The organism is Bradyrhizobium lupini, assembly GCF_040939785.1.
In the GTDB taxonomy this organism is placed as follows: Bacteria; Pseudomonadota; Alphaproteobacteria; order Rhizobiales; family Xanthobacteraceae; genus Bradyrhizobium; species Bradyrhizobium canariense_D.
On the sequence record NZ_CP162553.1, the window covers coordinates 6,612,561 to 6,628,578 of the forward strand.

Annotated in this window: 19 protein-coding genes; 11 read left to right on the forward strand and 8 right to left on the reverse strand. The window is 64.9% G+C overall.

Annotation, left to right across the window (positions count from 1 at the left end):
* Positions 1-79 precede the first annotated feature (79 nt).
* Genes AB3L03_RS31480 through AB3L03_RS31495 form a run of 4 tightly spaced genes read right to left on the reverse strand, consistent with a single transcriptional unit; the run spans position 80 to position 3,895 of the window.
* Entirely contained in the window at positions 80-820 is a 741-nt protein-coding gene (locus AB3L03_RS31480) for an ABC transporter ATP-binding protein (RefSeq protein WP_368507658.1), read from the reverse strand.
* Positions 817-1,650, reverse strand: coding sequence for an ABC transporter ATP-binding protein (locus AB3L03_RS31485; protein ID WP_018455575.1), 834 nt, complete (start codon positions 1,648-1,650; stop codon positions 817-819). Before AB3L03_RS31485 ends, AB3L03_RS31480 begins: the two co-directional genes overlap by 4 nt.
* Entirely contained in the window at positions 1,647-2,966 is a 1,320-nt protein-coding gene (gene livM, locus AB3L03_RS31490; protein ID WP_018455576.1) for a high-affinity branched-chain amino acid ABC transporter permease LivM, read from the reverse strand. Before livM ends, AB3L03_RS31485 begins: the two co-directional genes overlap by 4 nt.
* A gap of 11 nt (positions 2,967-2,977) precedes the next feature.
* Complete coding sequence (locus AB3L03_RS31495; RefSeq protein ID WP_018455577.1) at positions 2,978-3,895, reverse strand: branched-chain amino acid ABC transporter permease; 918 nt, start codon at positions 3,893-3,895, stop codon at positions 2,978-2,980.
* A gap of 338 nt (positions 3,896-4,233) precedes the next feature.
* Between AB3L03_RS31495 and AB3L03_RS31500 the strand changes: the two genes are divergently transcribed.
* Entirely contained in the window at positions 4,234-4,770 is a 537-nt protein-coding gene (locus AB3L03_RS31500; RefSeq protein ID WP_018455578.1) for a hypothetical protein, read from the forward strand.
* On the opposite strand, the gene AB3L03_RS31505 is transcribed toward AB3L03_RS31500, so the two are convergent.
* The 3 genes from AB3L03_RS31505 to AB3L03_RS31515 form a co-directional block, all read right to left on the reverse strand.
* On the reverse strand, positions 4,732-5,124 hold the full coding sequence (locus AB3L03_RS31505) for a carboxymuconolactone decarboxylase family protein (protein ID WP_085351059.1): 393 nt from the start codon (positions 5,122-5,124) through the stop codon (positions 4,732-4,734). The genes AB3L03_RS31500 and AB3L03_RS31505 overlap by 39 nt on opposite strands.
* A 107-nt stretch (positions 5,125-5,231) precedes the next feature.
* Positions 5,232-6,014, reverse strand: a complete 783-nt coding sequence (gene pcaD, locus AB3L03_RS31510) for a 3-oxoadipate enol-lactonase (protein ID WP_018455580.1) — start codon at positions 6,012-6,014, stop codon at positions 5,232-5,234.
* Positions 6,015-6,050: 36 nt separating this feature from the next.
* Complete coding sequence (locus AB3L03_RS31515) at positions 6,051-7,406, reverse strand: 3-carboxy-cis,cis-muconate cycloisomerase (RefSeq protein WP_368507659.1); 1,356 nt, start codon at positions 7,404-7,406, stop codon at positions 6,051-6,053.
* Between the two features lie 184 nt (positions 7,407-7,590).
* Here AB3L03_RS31515 and AB3L03_RS31520 point away from each other — a divergent pair, with 184 nt between their 5' ends.
* The 10 genes from AB3L03_RS31520 (at position 7,591) to AB3L03_RS31565 (ending at position 15,555) form a co-directional block, all read left to right on the forward strand.
* Positions 7,591-8,037, forward strand: a complete 447-nt coding sequence (locus tag AB3L03_RS31520) for a carbon monoxide dehydrogenase subunit G (protein WP_018455582.1) — start codon at positions 7,591-7,593, stop codon at positions 8,035-8,037.
* Positions 8,038-8,201: 164 nt separating this feature from the next.
* A complete protein-coding gene (locus AB3L03_RS31525; RefSeq protein ID WP_007602418.1) occupies positions 8,202-8,687 on the forward strand; it encodes a (2Fe-2S)-binding protein in 486 nt (161 codons plus the stop codon).
* Between the two features lie 33 nt (positions 8,688-8,720).
* Positions 8,721-9,527 (forward strand): xanthine dehydrogenase family protein subunit M, encoded by an 807-nt coding sequence (locus AB3L03_RS31530; RefSeq protein ID WP_027518800.1) that lies wholly within the window; start codon positions 8,721-8,723, stop codon positions 9,525-9,527.
* A 62-nt stretch (positions 9,528-9,589) separates the two neighbouring features.
* Positions 9,590-10,525 carry a MoxR family ATPase gene (locus AB3L03_RS31535; RefSeq protein WP_026232979.1) on the forward strand — a complete coding sequence of 312 codons (936 nt, stop codon included), beginning with the start codon at positions 9,590-9,592 and terminating at the stop codon, positions 10,523-10,525.
* 132 nt (positions 10,526-10,657) lie between these two features.
* Entirely contained in the window at positions 10,658-11,860 is a 1,203-nt protein-coding gene (locus AB3L03_RS31540; RefSeq protein WP_204511635.1) for a VWA domain-containing protein, read from the forward strand.
* Between the two features lie 9 nt (positions 11,861-11,869).
* Positions 11,870-12,193 (forward strand): XdhC family protein, encoded by a 324-nt coding sequence (locus AB3L03_RS31545; RefSeq protein ID WP_007602422.1) that lies wholly within the window; start codon positions 11,870-11,872, stop codon positions 12,191-12,193.
* A 2-nt stretch (positions 12,194-12,195) separates the two neighbouring features.
* A complete protein-coding gene (locus AB3L03_RS31550; RefSeq protein WP_368507660.1) occupies positions 12,196-12,897 on the forward strand; it encodes an XdhC family protein in 702 nt (233 codons plus the stop codon).
* On the forward strand, positions 12,894-14,498 hold the full coding sequence (locus AB3L03_RS31555) for an NTP transferase domain-containing protein (protein ID WP_247455058.1): 1,605 nt from the start codon (positions 12,894-12,896) through the stop codon (positions 14,496-14,498). Before AB3L03_RS31550 ends, AB3L03_RS31555 begins: the two co-directional genes overlap by 4 nt.
* A 194-nt stretch (positions 14,499-14,692) precedes the next feature.
* Complete coding sequence (locus tag AB3L03_RS31560; RefSeq protein WP_018455588.1) at positions 14,693-15,082, forward strand: DUF4189 domain-containing protein; 390 nt, start codon at positions 14,693-14,695, stop codon at positions 15,080-15,082.
* A gap of 62 nt (positions 15,083-15,144) precedes the next feature.
* On the forward strand, positions 15,145-15,555 hold the full coding sequence (locus tag AB3L03_RS31565; RefSeq protein ID WP_204511632.1) for a DUF2000 family protein: 411 nt from the start codon (positions 15,145-15,147) through the stop codon (positions 15,553-15,555).
* Between the two features lie 43 nt (positions 15,556-15,598).
* Here the strand turns inward: AB3L03_RS31565 and AB3L03_RS31570 are convergent, their stop codons facing one another.
* Positions 15,599-16,012: a GFA family protein gene (locus AB3L03_RS31570; protein WP_018455590.1), complete on the reverse strand. Its 414-nt coding sequence runs from the start codon at positions 16,010-16,012 to the stop codon at positions 15,599-15,601.
* Between the last annotated feature and the right edge of the window lie 6 nt (positions 16,013-16,018).

A 16,018-nucleotide genomic window follows, 5' to 3' on the forward strand; every position in this document is an offset into this window, starting at 1 on the left:
GAGGAGAAGTCACCGGCAAAATACGGGCATTGGCAGAGATATCGCCAAATTCGGCCGCACGGGTTCGCCTTGGGCGGCCTCAGCCGTGCCGGCCGCCTTCCAGGTAGGCGGCGCAGATCTCGGGGCGCTGCAACAACTCGGCACCGGTCCCGGCCAGGGTGATCAGGCCATTGACCATGACATAGCCGCGATGGGCGAGCTTGAGCGCGTGGTTGGCGTTCTGCTCGACGATCAGCACGGTCAGGCCGTCCTGCCGGTTCAGAGTGCGGATCGCATCGAAAATCTGGCGCGCGATCAGCGGCGCCAGACCGAGCGAGGGCTCATCAAGCAGGAGCAGGCGAGGGCGGCTCATCAAAGCGCGGCCGATGGCCAGCATCTGCTGCTCGCCGCCAGACAGGGTTCCCCCGCGCTGGCCGTAGCGTTCCTTCAGCCGCGGAAACAGCGTGAACACGCGTTGTAGCGTCACCTCGCGTTCGGCGTCGGTGCATTCGGTGGCGTCCGCGCCCATCTGGAGATTTTCCGCCACGCTCATGCGCGGGAAGATGCGGCGGCCTTCCGGCGATTGCGCGATGCGCAAATGCGCGATCTCGTGGGTGGGCACTTCGGTGATGTCGCGGCCTTCGTACAGGATCTGGCCGGCGCGGGCGCGGGGCTTGCCGAAGATCGTCATCATCAGCGTCGATTTGCCGGCGCCGTTGGCGCCGATCAGCGCCACGATCTCGCCGGCATTGATCTCGAGGTCAACGCCCTTCAGCGCCTCGATCTTGCCGTAGGCAGCGCGAAGGCCGTGGATCGCGAGCAGTGCAGTGGGCGACGTCACGACCCGCTCTCCATCACGGCCGCCGCCTCTTCCTCATCGGTGCCGAGATAGGCGGCGATCACCTTCGGATCGTCGCGAACCTCGCGCGGGGAGCCTTCAGAGATCTTCACACCGTGGTCCATCACCACGATATGGTCGGAGATCTCCATCACCACGGACATGTCGTGCTCGATCAGCAGGATCGAGGTGCCGAGCTCGTTGCGGATCGACAGCAGCAGCTCGCTCAGGGCGGCGCTCTCGCGCGCATTGAGGCCGGCGGCGGGTTCGTCCAGGCACAAGAGCGCGGGCTCGGTGCACATCGCGCGTGCGATCTCGAGTCGTCGCTGGTCGCCATAGGCAAAATTACCGGCAGCATCGTCGGCGCGATCGAGCAAATTGACGCGCTTGAGCCAGTCGGTGGCGAGATCGATCGCGCGCTTCTCGGCGTCGCGGTAGACGGGCGCGCCAATGAGCCCGAGCAAGGTGAAGCCGGAGGCGCGCATCAGCGCGTTGTGCTGCGCCACCATCAGGTTTTCCAGCGCGGTCATGCCGGGAAACAGGCGGATGTTCTGGAAGGTGCGGGCGACCTTGGCCTGCTTGGCGATGCGGAAATCGTTCAGCCGTTCCAGCGCGATCACCTTGCCGTCGTCATGGCCGAGGCGGATGGCGCCGCCGCTCGGCTTGTAGAAGCCAGTGATGCAGTTGAAGACCGTCGTCTTGCCGGCACCGTTGGGTCCGATCAGCGCGGTGATCTTCTTCCGCTCGGCAGCAAACGACAGGTCCTGCACCGCGACGATGCCGCCGAAGCGCATGGTGAGCCGGTCGACCTCGAGAATCTGGTCGCGGCTCATCCGTGCCCCTCCTTGACGAGGTCCGATGAGATCGCGTGGGCCTTGGTCAGGTACACGGTCGGCGCGCGATGGCCGATCAGGCCGCGCGGCCGCCAGATCATGATCAGCACCATGGCCATGCCGAACACCAGCATGCGATAGCTCTCGAGGCTCCGGAACAGTTCGAAACCGCCGATCATGGCGAGCGCTGCGAGCGCCACGCCAAGCTGCGAGCCCATGCCGCCGAGCACGACGATGGCGAGCACCAGCGCCGATTCCTGGAAGGTGAAGGATTCCGGGCTGATGAAGCCCTGGCGGGTCGCAAAGAACGCGCCGGCAAAGCCGCCGAACATCGCACCGGTCGCGAATGCCGTGAGCTTCGTCGTGGTGGTGTTGATGCCGAGCGCGCGGCAGGCGACCTCGTCCTCGCGCAGGGCTTCCCAGGCACGGCCGATCGGCAGGCGGCGCAGCCGGATCGTCACCCAGTTGGTGAGCAGCGCGAGCGCCAGGATCAGGTAGAACAGGAAGACGATGCGATGGGTCGGAGAATATTCGATGCCGAGTCTGGCGGCGAGCCCGTTGTCGCTGTTGTCGAGCGGGATGCCGAAGAAAGAGGGGCGGGGAATGCTGGAGACGCCGTTGGGGCCGCCGGTCAGATCCTGCCAATTAATGATGACGAGGCGGATGATCTCGCCGAAGGCGAGCGTCACGATCGCGAGGTAGTCGCCGCGCAGGCGCAGCACGGGGAAGCCGAGCAGCACGCCCCAGAATGCGGCGAGGACGCCCGCTAGCGGCAGGCAGATCCAGAATGACCAGCCGAAATTGGTCGCAAGCAGCGCGTAGGAATAGGCGCCGACCGCATAGAAGGCGACATAGCCGAGATCGAGCAGGCCAGCCAGCCCGACTACGACATTCAACCCCCAGCCCAGCATCACATAGGTGAGCACGAGGATGGCGAGATCGAGGATGTAGCGCTGGTCATAGAAGATCACAGGCACCAGCAGGGTGAAGATCAGAAGCGCCGGTGCGAGATAGCGGCCGAGGAACGACATTCCGCTCTGCACCGCCGGCGGCACCAGCTTCTCGGCGCCGGTCGGACCGATCCATTGCTTGAGCAGCTCGAGCACGATCGAGCCGCCGAATACCGCGGCGACGAGGGAGGCGACCTCGCCGAAGCGCGTCCAATAGGTGAGCTGGCCGTCGGAACCGGCTTCGGTGCGGACGCCGACCATCAGCGAGAACAGCACCAGCGCGATCAGTGCGTTGACGCAGGCGGTCTTCAGGAGAGCGGGGATGCCCGATGCGGTTTTGGCCGTATTGATCGAGGGAGCTTTCACGCGCGCGACCGTCAGACTTTTTCGACTTCGGGGCGGCCGAGCAGGCCGGTCGGCATGAAGATCAGCACGACGATCAGGATCGAGAACGCGGCGACATCCTTGTATTCGACCGAGAAATAGGCCGACCAGAACGTCTCGATCAGCCCGATCGCGAGCCCCCCGAGCATGGCGCCGGGCAGCGAGCCGATGCCGCCGAGTACGGCCGCGGTGAACGCCTTGATGCCGGCGACGAATCCCATGAAGAAATCGACCAGGCCGTAATAGAGCAGGTACATCAGGCCGGCCACTGCGGCGAGCGCAGCGCCGATCACGAAGGTCATGGAGATAGTGCGGTCGACGTTGACGCCGAGCAGCGCCGCCATGGTCTGGTCCTGCTCGCAGGCGCGCATGTCGCGCCCGAGCCGTGTGCGCGACACCAGCCAGGTGAAGATCGCCAGCAGCACGATGGTGGTGATGACCACCACGATCTGGATATTGGAGAGCTGGATGACGAAGCCATCGGCGCTCTCGTGCAGCGTATAGCCGCCGGTGATCACTGGCGGCACTGGCTTCACCCGCGCGCCTTGCGCCACCTGCGAATAGTTGGTCAGCACGAACGACATGCCGATCGCCGACAGCATCGGCGCGAGGCGGAAGGAGTGGCGCAGCGGACGGTAGGCGATGCGCTCGATGGTCCAGCCATACAGGGCGGTGATCGCCATCGAGACCAGGATCACGATCAAAAGGATCACCGGGACCGCAGTCAGGCCCGTCGAGACCAGCAGAAGGAAGGTGATCAGGGCGATGAAGCCGCCGATCATGAAGACATCGCCATGGGCGAAGTTGATCATCCCGACGATGCCGTAGACCATCGTGTAGCCGATCGCGATCAGCCCGTAGATCGAGCCGAGCACGAGACCGTTGATGAGCTGCTGGGCGAAATAATCCATAGGCTGCCGTACCCAAATCTGACGCGGCTCAAAGGGAGCTCTTCGAGAGAGTGCTGGTTTCTTCTCGGGCCCCGGCAGCCCTTAAGCATTCTCGTTTTGTAACAGGAGGGAACTGGCGGCTGCAACCGGCCTCGCCTCCGCATCAAGGCTTTTACAGAGATCATTTGGCGCTCCGGTTCCCCCGCAATGGGCGGAACCGGCTCCGTCAGCGCCATCGGATGCCTGTCGGGAGGCAGTTAAGGTAAACAAAGGGTTTAAATTGCCGCCACAGTCTGATGCGAGTTAGCTCCCGGCAGAGCCTTTCATCGAAGGCGCGGCCAAACGAAGCGGGAAGCGGCATGTTCGGAAACTGGCGGATCGGTTCGGTCAACGGCGCACTTCTGGCGGCCTATTTCATCCCGACCTGGACCCTCGTTGCCTTCAACATCATGGTGGCGCCGGTGCACGGCCTCTATGAGCGGCCGAGCGTCGCAGTCGCTCTTTTCCTCAGCGACCATCTCCAGATGGCGGGGATGGACACGGTGCGCGCCGCCTGGCTGCTGGCGCTGGGGCGCTTAACGGTGGTGGCGTTCTTTGCGATCTACCTTGCGCTGCTCTGCATCCCCCGTATCCGCAAGAACGGCGGCAGCGACGAAGCGCTCGGCATTGCGCTTGCGATCGGCAGCCTGATCTCGTTTGCGAGCATGATCATGGCCTCGAAGGTCGGCGAGATGGCCGCGCTGCGGCTGCACGCCACCGAACTTCTGCTCTTGCTCGGTGCCGCCATCGTGGTGGTGATCGAGCGGCCCGCGGCGGCGCCCAAGATCGTTCAGAAGCCCGTCGAGGCCACCCCGCCGCTAGGTCTTGAGCAGGCCGAGCTCCTGCACAATCGCTGAGGCTTCCTTGACGGCGTGGTTCGCCGCCGGCACGCCGCAATAGATCGCCTGCTGCAGCAGGATTTCCTTGATGTCGTTGGGCGTGAAGCCACCCTCGGCGAGGGCCGCGCGCACATGCAGGCGGAATTCATCCCATTGCCCAAGCGCAACCATGGTGCCGATCACCAGCACCCGCCGCGTGCGCTCGTCGAAATGCGGCCGCGTCCAGATCTCGCCCCAGGCGTAGCGCGTGATCATGTCCTGGAAATCGGTGTTGAATGCATTGCGACCCGCGATCGACTTGTCGACCCAGGCATTGCCCAGCACTTTTCGGCGCACGTTCATACCGGCATCGCGGCGTTTCTGGTCGTCCATGCTGTTTCCTCCTTCGTCATTGCGAGGAGCGAAGCGACGAAGCAATCCAGTCTCTCACGGCAGACGGATTTCTGGTTGCATCGCTGTGCTCCCAACGACGGTTGTGGCTAGCGTTGCGTCAAAAAGCCCACGACCGCGTCGGTGAATGCGTGCGGCTGCTCGACATTGGAAATGTGGGCGGCGTCAATGATGGTCATGCTCGCGCCGGGAATGCTTGAGCGGATCAATTCACCCGCCGAAATCGGCGTCGCCATGTCGTGGCGGCCGGCGATCACCAGTGTCGGGTTCTTGATGTTCGGCAGCAACGCGCGCTGGTCGAGCGTCGACAGCGCTTCGCAGCAGGCGAGATAGCCTTCGAGCGGCGAGGCCAGCAGCATCTCCTTCATCCTGGCGGTGATGTCGGGCGCGCGCTCGCGGAAATCCTGGGTGAGCCAGCCGGCGATAACGGCGTCGGCGACGGCGGCGATGCCGCCCTTCTTCACCGCGTCAATGCGCTCGAGCCATTTGGTCGGCTCGGCGTAGTAGCAGGAGGTGTTGGCGAGGATGAGCTTGCCGAAGCGCTCCGGCGCGTTCGCGCCGAGCCATTGCCCAACCATGCCGCCCATCGACAGGCCGCACCAGTGCACTTTTTCGATATTGAGGTCGTCCAGGATGGCGAGCACGTCGCGGCCGAAGCGCTCCATGGTGTAGGGGCCGGGCGGAACGTTGGACTTGCCGTGGCCGCGGCGGTCGTAGCGGATGACGCGGAATATCTGCGTCAGTGCCTTCATCTGCGGCTCCCACATCTGCAGCGTGCAGCCGAGCGAGTTCGAGAGCATCAGCGTCGGCCCGCCGTCGCGGCCCTCGACGGAGACGTTGATCAGGCAACCGTCGGCATCAATCATGGGCATGCGGGCGTCTCCGTTTTATTTGCGCGCAGGACTGCTTTATTCGCGTTCGAGGCTGTCGAGCAGGCGATCGATCAGGGCTTGGGAAGCGCCTTGATAGGCCATCGGCTCGAGCAACGCCGCAATTTTTTCCGGCGAAAGATGCGCAGTGACATGCGAATCGGCTGCGAGCACCTCGCGCAGATGCTTCTTCTCGGCGACCGCGCGCTTGCTCGCGGCCTCGATCAGATGATGCGCATCGCTCTTGCCCATCGTCTCGGCCAGCGCAAAGGTAACCGCTTCCGCCATGATCAGCCCGTGCGTCGCATCGAGATTGCTGCGCATGCGCGCGGCATCGACATCGAGACCCTCGGCGATGTCGACGATGGCGGCAAGCGCGCCGGAGGTGACCAGCATCAATTGCGGCAGCGTCGGCCATTCCGCGTGCCAGGGACCGGCGCTGCGTTCGTGGTCCTGCACCTGTGCGGCAAAAATCGTCGCTGCGAGCTGAGGCGCCATGGTCGCGCAGCCGAGCGCGCTTGCGGCTGCGACCGGGTTGCGCTTGTGCGGCATGGTCGAGGAGCCGCCGCGGCCTTCCCCGGCGGGCTCGAACGCCTCTGCGACGTCGGTCTGCATCAGCAGCGAGACGTCGCGCGCGATCTTGCCGCAGCTTCCGGCGAGAATCGCGAAGGCTGATGCGGCTTCCGCGATGCGGTCACGGTGGGTGTGCCAGGGGGCTTCTGGCAATGGCAGGTTCAGCTCCTGCGCCAGCCGTTCTGAAACGACGAGCCCCTTGTCGCCAAGTGCCGCAAGCGTGCCGGCCGCGCCGCCGAATTGCAGTGCGAGGCCCTCGCGGCGCAGCCGCCTGAGGCGGCAGCGGGCGCGGGCAAGGCTTGCGGCATATTCGGCGGCCTTCAGTCCGAACGGCATCGGCAGGGCGTGCTGGAGCCAGGTTCGCGCCACCATTGCCGTGTTGCGATGACTGCGCGCAAGTGCGGCAAAGCCCTTGATGGCGCGGCTGAGATCGGCGTCCAATGCATCGATGCCGGCGCGAAGCGTGAGCATGGTCGCGCTGTCGATGACGTCCTGGCTGGTCGCGCCCCAATGCACGTAGCGTGCGGCCTCGGCGTCGCCCTTGCCGACATTGGCGGTCAGAGTCTTGACCAGGGGGATCGCGAGATTGCCGGATCGAGTCGCGGCCTCGGCCAGCGCAGCCATGTCAAAGGTATCGGCCTTGCACGCGGCTTCGATCGGGCCCACCGCGGACGCGGGAATCACACCCGTGGCCGCCTCGGCTCGGGCGAGGGCTGCCTCGAAATCGAGCATATTCTGAAGGGTCGACCGGTCGTCGCAGACCGCGCGCATGGCCACGCTCGACAGCATCGGCGCGAGCAGGGGGGAGAGGGATGTGCTCATATTGTGCGGGACCTAACCACCATGACCCGCCTGTGCCAATCCCAAACCGGCGGCGCAAGCTTTTTGCAGTTGCGAATATGCATTGCACGTGACCGAGGGCCACCCTTTCTTTTGCCGCCTCCGTGCGGTACTTGAGCTGCATTATAGTTGCGCGATCCAAGTTCGGTATCCCGGGAGGCACCCAATGGCCATGACGATGAACGGCGAAGTCCAGCTTGCGGCGCCGCGCGAGGCCGTGTGGGCCAAGCTCAACGATGCCGAGGTGCTGAAGGCCTGCATCCCCGGCTGCGAGGAGCTGGAGAAGACCGACGATGGCGGCTTTCGCGCGACGGCGAAAATGAAGGTCGGTCCGGTGTCGGCGCGCTTCAAGGGCAAGGTCACACTGTCCGATCTCGACCCGCCGAACGGCTACAAGATCTCCGGCGAAGGCGAGGGCGGGGTGGCCGGCTTCGCCAAGGGTGGCGCCGTGGTCAAGCTTGCGGAGAAGGACGGCGGCACGCTTTTGTCCTACGAGGTCGAGGCGCAGATCGGCGGCAAGTTGGCGCAGCTCGGCCAGCGCCTGATCAACGGCGCCGCCAAGAAACTGGCCGACGAATTTTTCGCGAACTTCGCCAAGGCGGTACAGGGCTGAAGGCCAACACCTCAAGCATTGCGCCTTTCGGCATATCGCGTTTTGTCATGGCGCCTTGCATTCCGGGTGATGTTGCCCCGGGGCATAATGGCCCATATGATGGGTTGGAATAAATATAAGAACCGCTTCGACGGGACCCGTCGGGGCGCTGATAGAGAGTGTTTATGGCAAAAATCTCCCTCATCGTGAACGGCAATCCTGTCACGGCCAACGTCGATCCCCGCACCCTGCTGGTGCAGTTCCTGCGCGAGAATCTGCGGCTCACCGGCACCCATGTCGGCTGCGACACCTCGCAGTGCGGCGCTTGCGTCGTGCATCTGGACGGCAAGGCCGTGAAGTCCTGCACCACGCTCGCCGTGATGGCCGATGGCCACGAGGTCAAGACGATCGAGGGCCTGGCCGCCGACGGCGCGCCGCTGCATCCGATGCAGGAGGCCTTCCGCGAACACCATGGCCTGCAGTGCGGCTTCTGCACGCCCGGCATGATCATGACCGCGATCGACATCGTCCATCGCAAGGGCAACGAGCTCGACGACCACACCATCCGCGAGGAGCTGGAAGGCAATCTCTGCCGCTGCACCGGCTACCAGAACATCGTCACCTCGATCTCCGCCGGCGCCAAGGCGATGGCGAAATCCGATCTCGCGTAAACCTCGCGCGCACTCTGCGATCAGGACATTCAGATGTACGATTTCAAATACCATCGCCCCGGGACCGTTCGGCAGGCCGCCAACCTCCTGGTGAAGAACGAAGATGCCAAGGTGATCGCCGGCGGCCACACGCTGATTCCCGTCATGAAGCAGCGCCTCGCCAGCCCGCCGCATCTGGTCGACCTCTCCCATATCGATGGGCTCAACACGATCGAGATGAAGGGCCGCGCGCTCGTGATCGGTGCCACCGCCAGGCATGCCGAGGTCGCAAGCTCCGCCATCGTCGGCGAGGCGATCCCGGCGCTCGCGAACCTGGCCGGCCAGATCGGCGATCCCGCCGTGCGCCACAAGGGCACGATCGGCGGCTCGCTCGCCAACAACGACCCGACAGCGGACTATCCGGCTGCCGTGCTTGCGCTCGGCGCCACCATCGTCACCAACAAGCGCCGCCTCAAGGCGGAGGAGTTTTTCCAGGGCCTGTTCACGACGGCGCTCGAAGCCGACGAGATCATCACCAAGGTGATGTTCCCGCTGCCGAAGAAGGCGGCCTATATCAAGTTCCGCAACCAGGCCTCGCGTTACGCGCTGGTCGGCGTGTTCGTGGCGCGGCGTCCCTCCGACGTGCGGGTCGCGGTCACCGGCGCCGGCTCCGAAGGCGTGTTCCGTGTCACCGCGTTCGAGGAAGCCCTGAAGAAGCGCTTCGCCGCGAAGGCGCTTGACGGCATCGAGGTGCCCGCGGACGGCCTCAACAGCGACATCCATGGCAGCGCCGAATACCGCGCGCATCTTATCGGCGTGCTGACGCGGCGCGCCCTCGACGCCGCCAACGCCAAGGAATGAGTGATCCTCACGCCTCGGCCCAAACTTGTCCCCGGTGAGGGCGTAGCGAGACTGGCTTTTTCATGACCTCAGCGGCCAATACGTCCGGTGCCAATACTTCAGTTGTATTGCCGGCATCGGTCGATTCGATGCTCGAACTCCTGACGTCGCGCGGCTATCTCGCCGAGCGATCGCTGGCCACGGTGACCTATCTGTCGCTGCGCATGGGCCGGCCGCTGTTTCTGGAAGGCGAAGCCGGCGTCGGCAAGACCGAGATCGCAAAAGTGCTGTCGGCGGCCTTGGGGCGGAAGCTGATCCGCCTGCAGTGTTACGAAGGCCTCGACGTTTCCTCGGCGGTCTACGAATGGAATAGCGCCGCGCAGATGATCGCGATCCGGATGGCGGAAGCCGCCGGCGACACCGATCGCGATCAGCTCTCCTCCGATATCTTCGCCGACCGCTACATGATCAAGCGGCCGCTGCTGCAGGCGCTGGAGCCCGACGTTGCGGGACCGCCGGTGCTCTTGATCGACGAGCTCGACCGCGCCGACGAGGCGTTCGAGGCATATCTGCTCGAAATCCTCAGCGACTTCCAGGTGACGATTCCCGAATTCGGCACCGTGAAGGCGCCGCATCCGCCGATCGTGATCATCACCTCCAACCGTACCCGCGAGATCCATGACGCGCTGAAGCGGCGCTGTCTCTATCACTGGGTCGATTATCCCGACGCCGATCGCGAGCTCGCGATCGTCAAGTCGCGCGTGCCGGGCATCTCCGCGAAACTGTCGCAGCAGGTCGTGCGCTTCGTCCAGGCGCTGCGCAATCAGGATTTCTACAAATCGCCGGGCGTTGCCGAGACCATCGACTGGGCCACTGCGCTGTCGGAGCTCGACGCCCGCTCGCTGACCCCGCAAGTGGTCGGCGACACGCTGGGCGCGCTGCTCAAATACCAGGACGACATCACGCGGATGCAGGGCGACACCTTGCAGAAGGTGCTGAAGGACGCGACGAGCGAGTAACTTGTCATTCCGGGGCGCGCGGGAGCGTGAACTCTGGTGCGCAATTGCGCACCTGAGAATCTCGCGCCACAATCTCTGGATTCCGGGTTCGTCGCTTCGCGACGCGCCGGAATGACGGAGCGAGGAAAGACCATGGCCATCAACCACCTTGCGCCTGAGCAGACCGAGCAGTTCGCCGACAACATCGTGGGCTTCGCCCGCGCGCTGCGTTCGGCCGGCATGCCGGTCGGGCCGGGTGCGGTCATCGATGCCATGAGCGCGCTTGAGGTGATCGACATCGGCCACCGCGCCGACGTCTTCACCACCCTGGAGGCGATCTTCGTCAAGCGCCACGAGCATGCGCTGATCTTCAAACAGGCCTTCAACCTGTTCTTCCGGGCGTCGGAAGAGTGGAAGCACATGCTGGATTCGGTGCCGCTGCCGGAGCAGGCCAAGAAGAAGCCGCAGGCCGGCTCCCGCCGCGTCCAGGAGGCGATGTCGCAGCCGCGCATGACGGAGACGCCGCAGCACCAGGAGCAGGATTTGCGCCTGTCGTTCTCCGACAAGGAAATCCTTCAGAAGAAGGATTTCGCTCAGATGAGCGCGGCCGAGATCACCGAAGCGCTCCGCGCTGTCGAGCGGATGCGGCTGCCGCAGGCCGAGCTATTGACGCGCCGGCACCGGCCTGATGCGCGCGGGCTTCGTCTCGATTTGCGCCGCACCTTACGCGCGTCCTTGCGCACCGGTGGCGACATCATCGACATCCATCGCCTCGGGCGGATCGAGAAACCGGCGCCGATCGTCGCGCTGCTCGACATCTCGGGTTCGATGAGCGAGTACACCCGCCTGTTCCTGCATTTCCTGCATGCCATAGGGGACGCGCGAAAACGTGTCTCGGTGTTCCTGTTCGGCACTCGCCTCACCAACGTGACCCGGGCGCTGCGCCAGCGCGACCCCGACGAGGCGCTGGCGAGCTGCTCGGCCTCGGTCGAGGACTGGGCCGGCGGCACGCGGATCTCGGCCTCCCTGCACAATTTCAACAAATTGTGGGCGCGGCGCGTGCTGAGCCAGGGCGCCATCGTGCTGCTGATCTCCGACGGGCTGGAGCGGGAAGCCGATTCCAAGCTCGCCTTCGAGATGGACCGGCTGCACCGTTCCTGCCGGCGGCTGATCTGGCTCAACCCGCTGCTGCGGTTTGGCGGCTTCGAGGCCAAGGCCCAGGGCATCAAAATGATGCTGCCGCACGTTGACGAATTCCGTCCGGTACATAATTTGAGCTCGATCCAGGAGCTGATCACCACGCTCTCCCGGCCGCTGCCGCCGCATCACCGCAGCTTGATCCGCTCCGCAGCCTGAGAGGTAGCCATGCTCGATCGCGACGAGGATATTCTGAAGGCGGCGGAGGACTGGCAGAAGGCCGGCCGTGGCGTCGCGCTCGCCACCGTGGTCGAGACCTGGGGCTCGGCACCGCGTCCGGCGGGCTCGAGCCTAGTCATCAACGACGAGGGCACGTTCCTGGGGTCCGTCTCCGGCGGCTGCGTCGAGGGCGCCGTGGTCACGGAGGCCATGGATGTGATCCAGAGCGGCAAGCCCAGGATGCTGGAGTTTGGGGTTGCCGACGAGACTGCCTGGAATGTCGGGCTGTCCTGCGGCGGCACCATCCGCGTCTTCGTCGAGAAAGTCGGCTAGCCGTGAAGCTCGAGATCCTGCACGAACTCAATACCGAGCGCGCCGCGCGCCGCGCGGTGATTTTGATCACCGACACCGAGAGTGGTGAGCAGCGCCTGGTGAAGGCCAAGGATTTTGCCAAGGATCCATTAGGCGCCGAGCTCGACAAGCAGCTTCGCATGGGCAAAAGCGCCAGCGTCGAAGCCGGCGGCAAGAAGCTTTTCCTCAACGTCTATGCGCCGACCGCAAAGCTCGTCATCGTCGGCGCCGTCCATATCAGCCAGGCCCTGGCACCGCTGGCGCGCTCGCTCGGCTACGACGTCACCGTGGTCGATCCGCGCACGGCCTTTGCGAGCCCCGAGCGCTTCCCCGACGTTCCACTGGTCGCGGAATGGCCCGACACGGCGCTGCCGCTGCTCAACGTCGACGCCTACACGGCCTTCGTCGCGGTAACGCACGATCCCAAGATCGACGATCCCGCGCTGCTGCACGCCTTCGAGCGCAACTGCTTCTATATCGGCGCGCTCGGATCGCGGAAGACGCACGCCAAGCGCGGCGCCCGGCTGCGGGCGCAAGGCGCCAAGGAGGCTGACATCGCGCGCATTCACGCGCCGATCGGGCTTGCGATCGGCGCGGTCTCGCCGTCCGAGATCGCGGTCTCGATCATGGCCGAGATCACGGCGGTGCTTCGCCTGCCGCCCAAAGAAAAAGAAGAAGCCGCATGAAGTTCGGCCCGGCGAGTCCCAGGGATGCGATCGGCGGGGTGACCGTCCACACCCTGCGCCAGGGACCGCTGGTGCTGAAAAAGGGCACGACGATCGGCCCGGCCGAGGTCGAGGCGCTGGAGCGCGCCGGCATCAAGGACGTTGTGGTGGTGCGGATGGAGGAGGGCGATGTCTCCGAGGACATCGCTGCCGCCAGCATCGCGCTCGCGGTCGGCGGCGAGGGCATCCATGTCGAGCGCGCCTTCACCGGCCGGGCCAATCTGTTCGCCGCGCAGCCAGGCGTGCTGGTGATCGATCGCGCCGCGGTGGACCGCATCAACAATATCGACGAGGCCATTACCTTTGCCACGCTCTCCGCCTACAAGCCGGTGGTCGAGGGCGAGATGGTCGGCACCGTCAAGATCATCCCGTTCGGCGTCAAAGGAAACTTGCGTGATGCCGCGGTGAAGGCCGCGGGTCGCGACGTTCTGAAGATCGCGCCTTACGTCATCAAGCGCGTCGGCGTGGTCTCGACGCTGCTGCCCGGCCTGTCCTCCAAGGTGATCGACAAGACGTTGCGGGTCACCGCCGAGCGGCTGGCGCCAGCCGGAGCCGGCATCATCGCGGAGCGGCGGGTTCCGCATGAGGAGCAGGCGCTGTCGGCTGCGATCAAGGAACTGCTGGGACTTGGCGCCGAGCTCGTGATCGTGTTCGGTGCATCCGCGATCGCCGACCGCCGCGACGTGATCCCTGCGGCCGTGACCGGCATCGGCGGCGAGATCGAGCATTTCGGCATGCCGGTGGATCCCGGCAACCTGCTGCTGATTGCCCGGGCCGGCGCCGTGCCGGTGCTGGGCGCGCCCGGCTGCGCGCGCTCGCCGGTCGAGAACGGCTTTGACTGGGTGCTGATGCGGCTGCTCGCGGGCATCAAGGTGACGCGGTCCGAGCTGATGGGCATGGGTGTTGGCGGCCTCCTGATGGAGATCGTCACGCGCCCGCAGCCGCGCGCAAAACCGGAGATCGAGGGCAACAACCAGGTCGCGGTCATCGTGCTCGCAGCAGGCCGCTCGACCCGGATGGGTGGGCCGAACAAGCTACTGGCCGAGCTCGATGGCAAGAAGCTGGTGCGAATAGCGACCGAGCAGGCGCTGGCCTCCAAGGCGTCCGAGGTGATCGTCGTCACCGGCCATCAGACCGAGCTGATCGAACAAGCCTTGCAGGGCCTGAAGGTGCGTTTCGTCAAAAATCCGGATTTTGCCGGCGGCATCGCAAGCTCGGTCAAGGCGGGCATCGCGGCCGTTCCCGAGACGTCCGACGGCGCCGTGGTCTGCCTCGGCGACATGCCGCTGATCGACGCCGGCCTGATCGATCGTCTCATCGACGCGTTCGCACCGGACCGCGGCAATCTCATCGTCGTGCCCGTCAGCGAAGGTCGCCGCGGCAACCCTGTGCTGTGGTCGCGCCGCTTCTTCAAGGAGTTGATGACGCTCGACGGCGATGTCGGCGCGCGCCATCTGATCGCCAAGCACACCGAGGCCGTTGCCGAAGTGCCGGTCGACGGCGAGAGCGCCTTCCTCGACATCGACACGCCGCAGGCATTGGAAGCGGCACGGCGGGGATAGCGGTTCGTAGGGTAGGCAAAGGCGCGCAGCGCCGTGCCCACCATCCCTCGACACGGTGGTGTTTGATTGGTAGGCACGCGTCGCTTTGCCCACCTACCGCGCCGCCCAGGCCTCAATTCAACGCCCCGTTCACCATCTGGAAACAACCGCCGCTTACAGTCACCTTCACCTGCCTTGGGGGGAGGGGTTTTTCCATGGCTTCGAACGTCGTCGCGCGCCGTTGCGCGATGTTTTTCTTTGCGCTGTCCGTCTGCATCGCGGGCGCTCGCCATATCACGGATGCGCATGCCGCCGGTGCATTTGCGGTCGGCAAGTGCGGCGCTTACGGCCAGGCCTTTGATTATGGCGCCGAGCACGAAGCCCGTGCGGCGGCGCAGAAGCAGTGCAAGGGCGATTGCACGACCGTGACGATGAAGCGCGCCTGCGCCGCGATGTCGGTCGATCTTTCCAATCCCTGCGGCGCCTATGGCTATGCCGTCAAGCCGAAGATCTCGACCACGCTCAATGCCGCCACGCGCGAATGCTACAAATACGGCGGCAAGGAATGCGTGATCCGCGCCTGGGCCTGCGACGCCAAGGGTTGATTCCTGTTGCAGTCATTCCGATCGTGCGTAGCATCGAATCCGGAATGACAGTCGGGAGTTGCATGCAGTTCGATACCAAGATCGCCATCGTGATTCGTACCGATCTTCAAGCCTGGCAGAAGCTCAACGTCGCGGCCTTCCTCACCAGCGGCATCGCCGCGGCCTTTCCGGAATGCATCGGCGAGCCCTATGAGGACGCGTCGGGCACGAAATATCACGCGCTGATCGGTCAGCCGATCCTGATCTATGGCGCCGACGGTCCCGCATTGACGCGCGCGCTCGATCGGGCCCTGACGCGCAACGTCAAGCCGGCGGTCTACACCGAGGACATGTTCAAGACCACTCATGATGCGGCCAACCGCGAGGTGGTGAGGGCAGTGGCGCGCACCGATCTCGATCTCGTCGGTCTCGCGATGCGCGCGGAGCGCAAGGTGATCGACAAGATCGTCGACGGGTTGAAGTTTCATAGTTGACGTGAACGCGCGCGGTCTTGCGCGCGCTTCCACCTGCGATGCCTCACCCCGGCGGCATGCCCGCGAATTTGGGCAGGTCAGGGTCAAGACGATCCCAGTGATGTCCGCGCGCGGCGAAAGTGACCGCCTGCGGCTTGTAGCGGGCGGGCTCGTCGAGGCTTGCGGCGCGGATCGTGAAGACGTCGGGCTGTGCCGCGAAGGTCATGTACACAGGCACGCCGCACTGTGTGCAGAAACCGCGCGTCTTCACGTTGCCGCTGTTGGCGACCATGTCCCAATGCTTTGCCTCGCCCGTCACCGTGACGCCGTCGCGTGCGAATGTCATGTACGAGCCGTGGGCGCTGCCGCTTTCGCGCTGGCAGTCCCGGCACTGGCAGTGATTGCTGAACAGCGGCTCACCGGCAATCGAATAGCGGATCGCGCCGCAGGCGCAGCCGCCGGTATAGGGCTTGGTCATGCGATT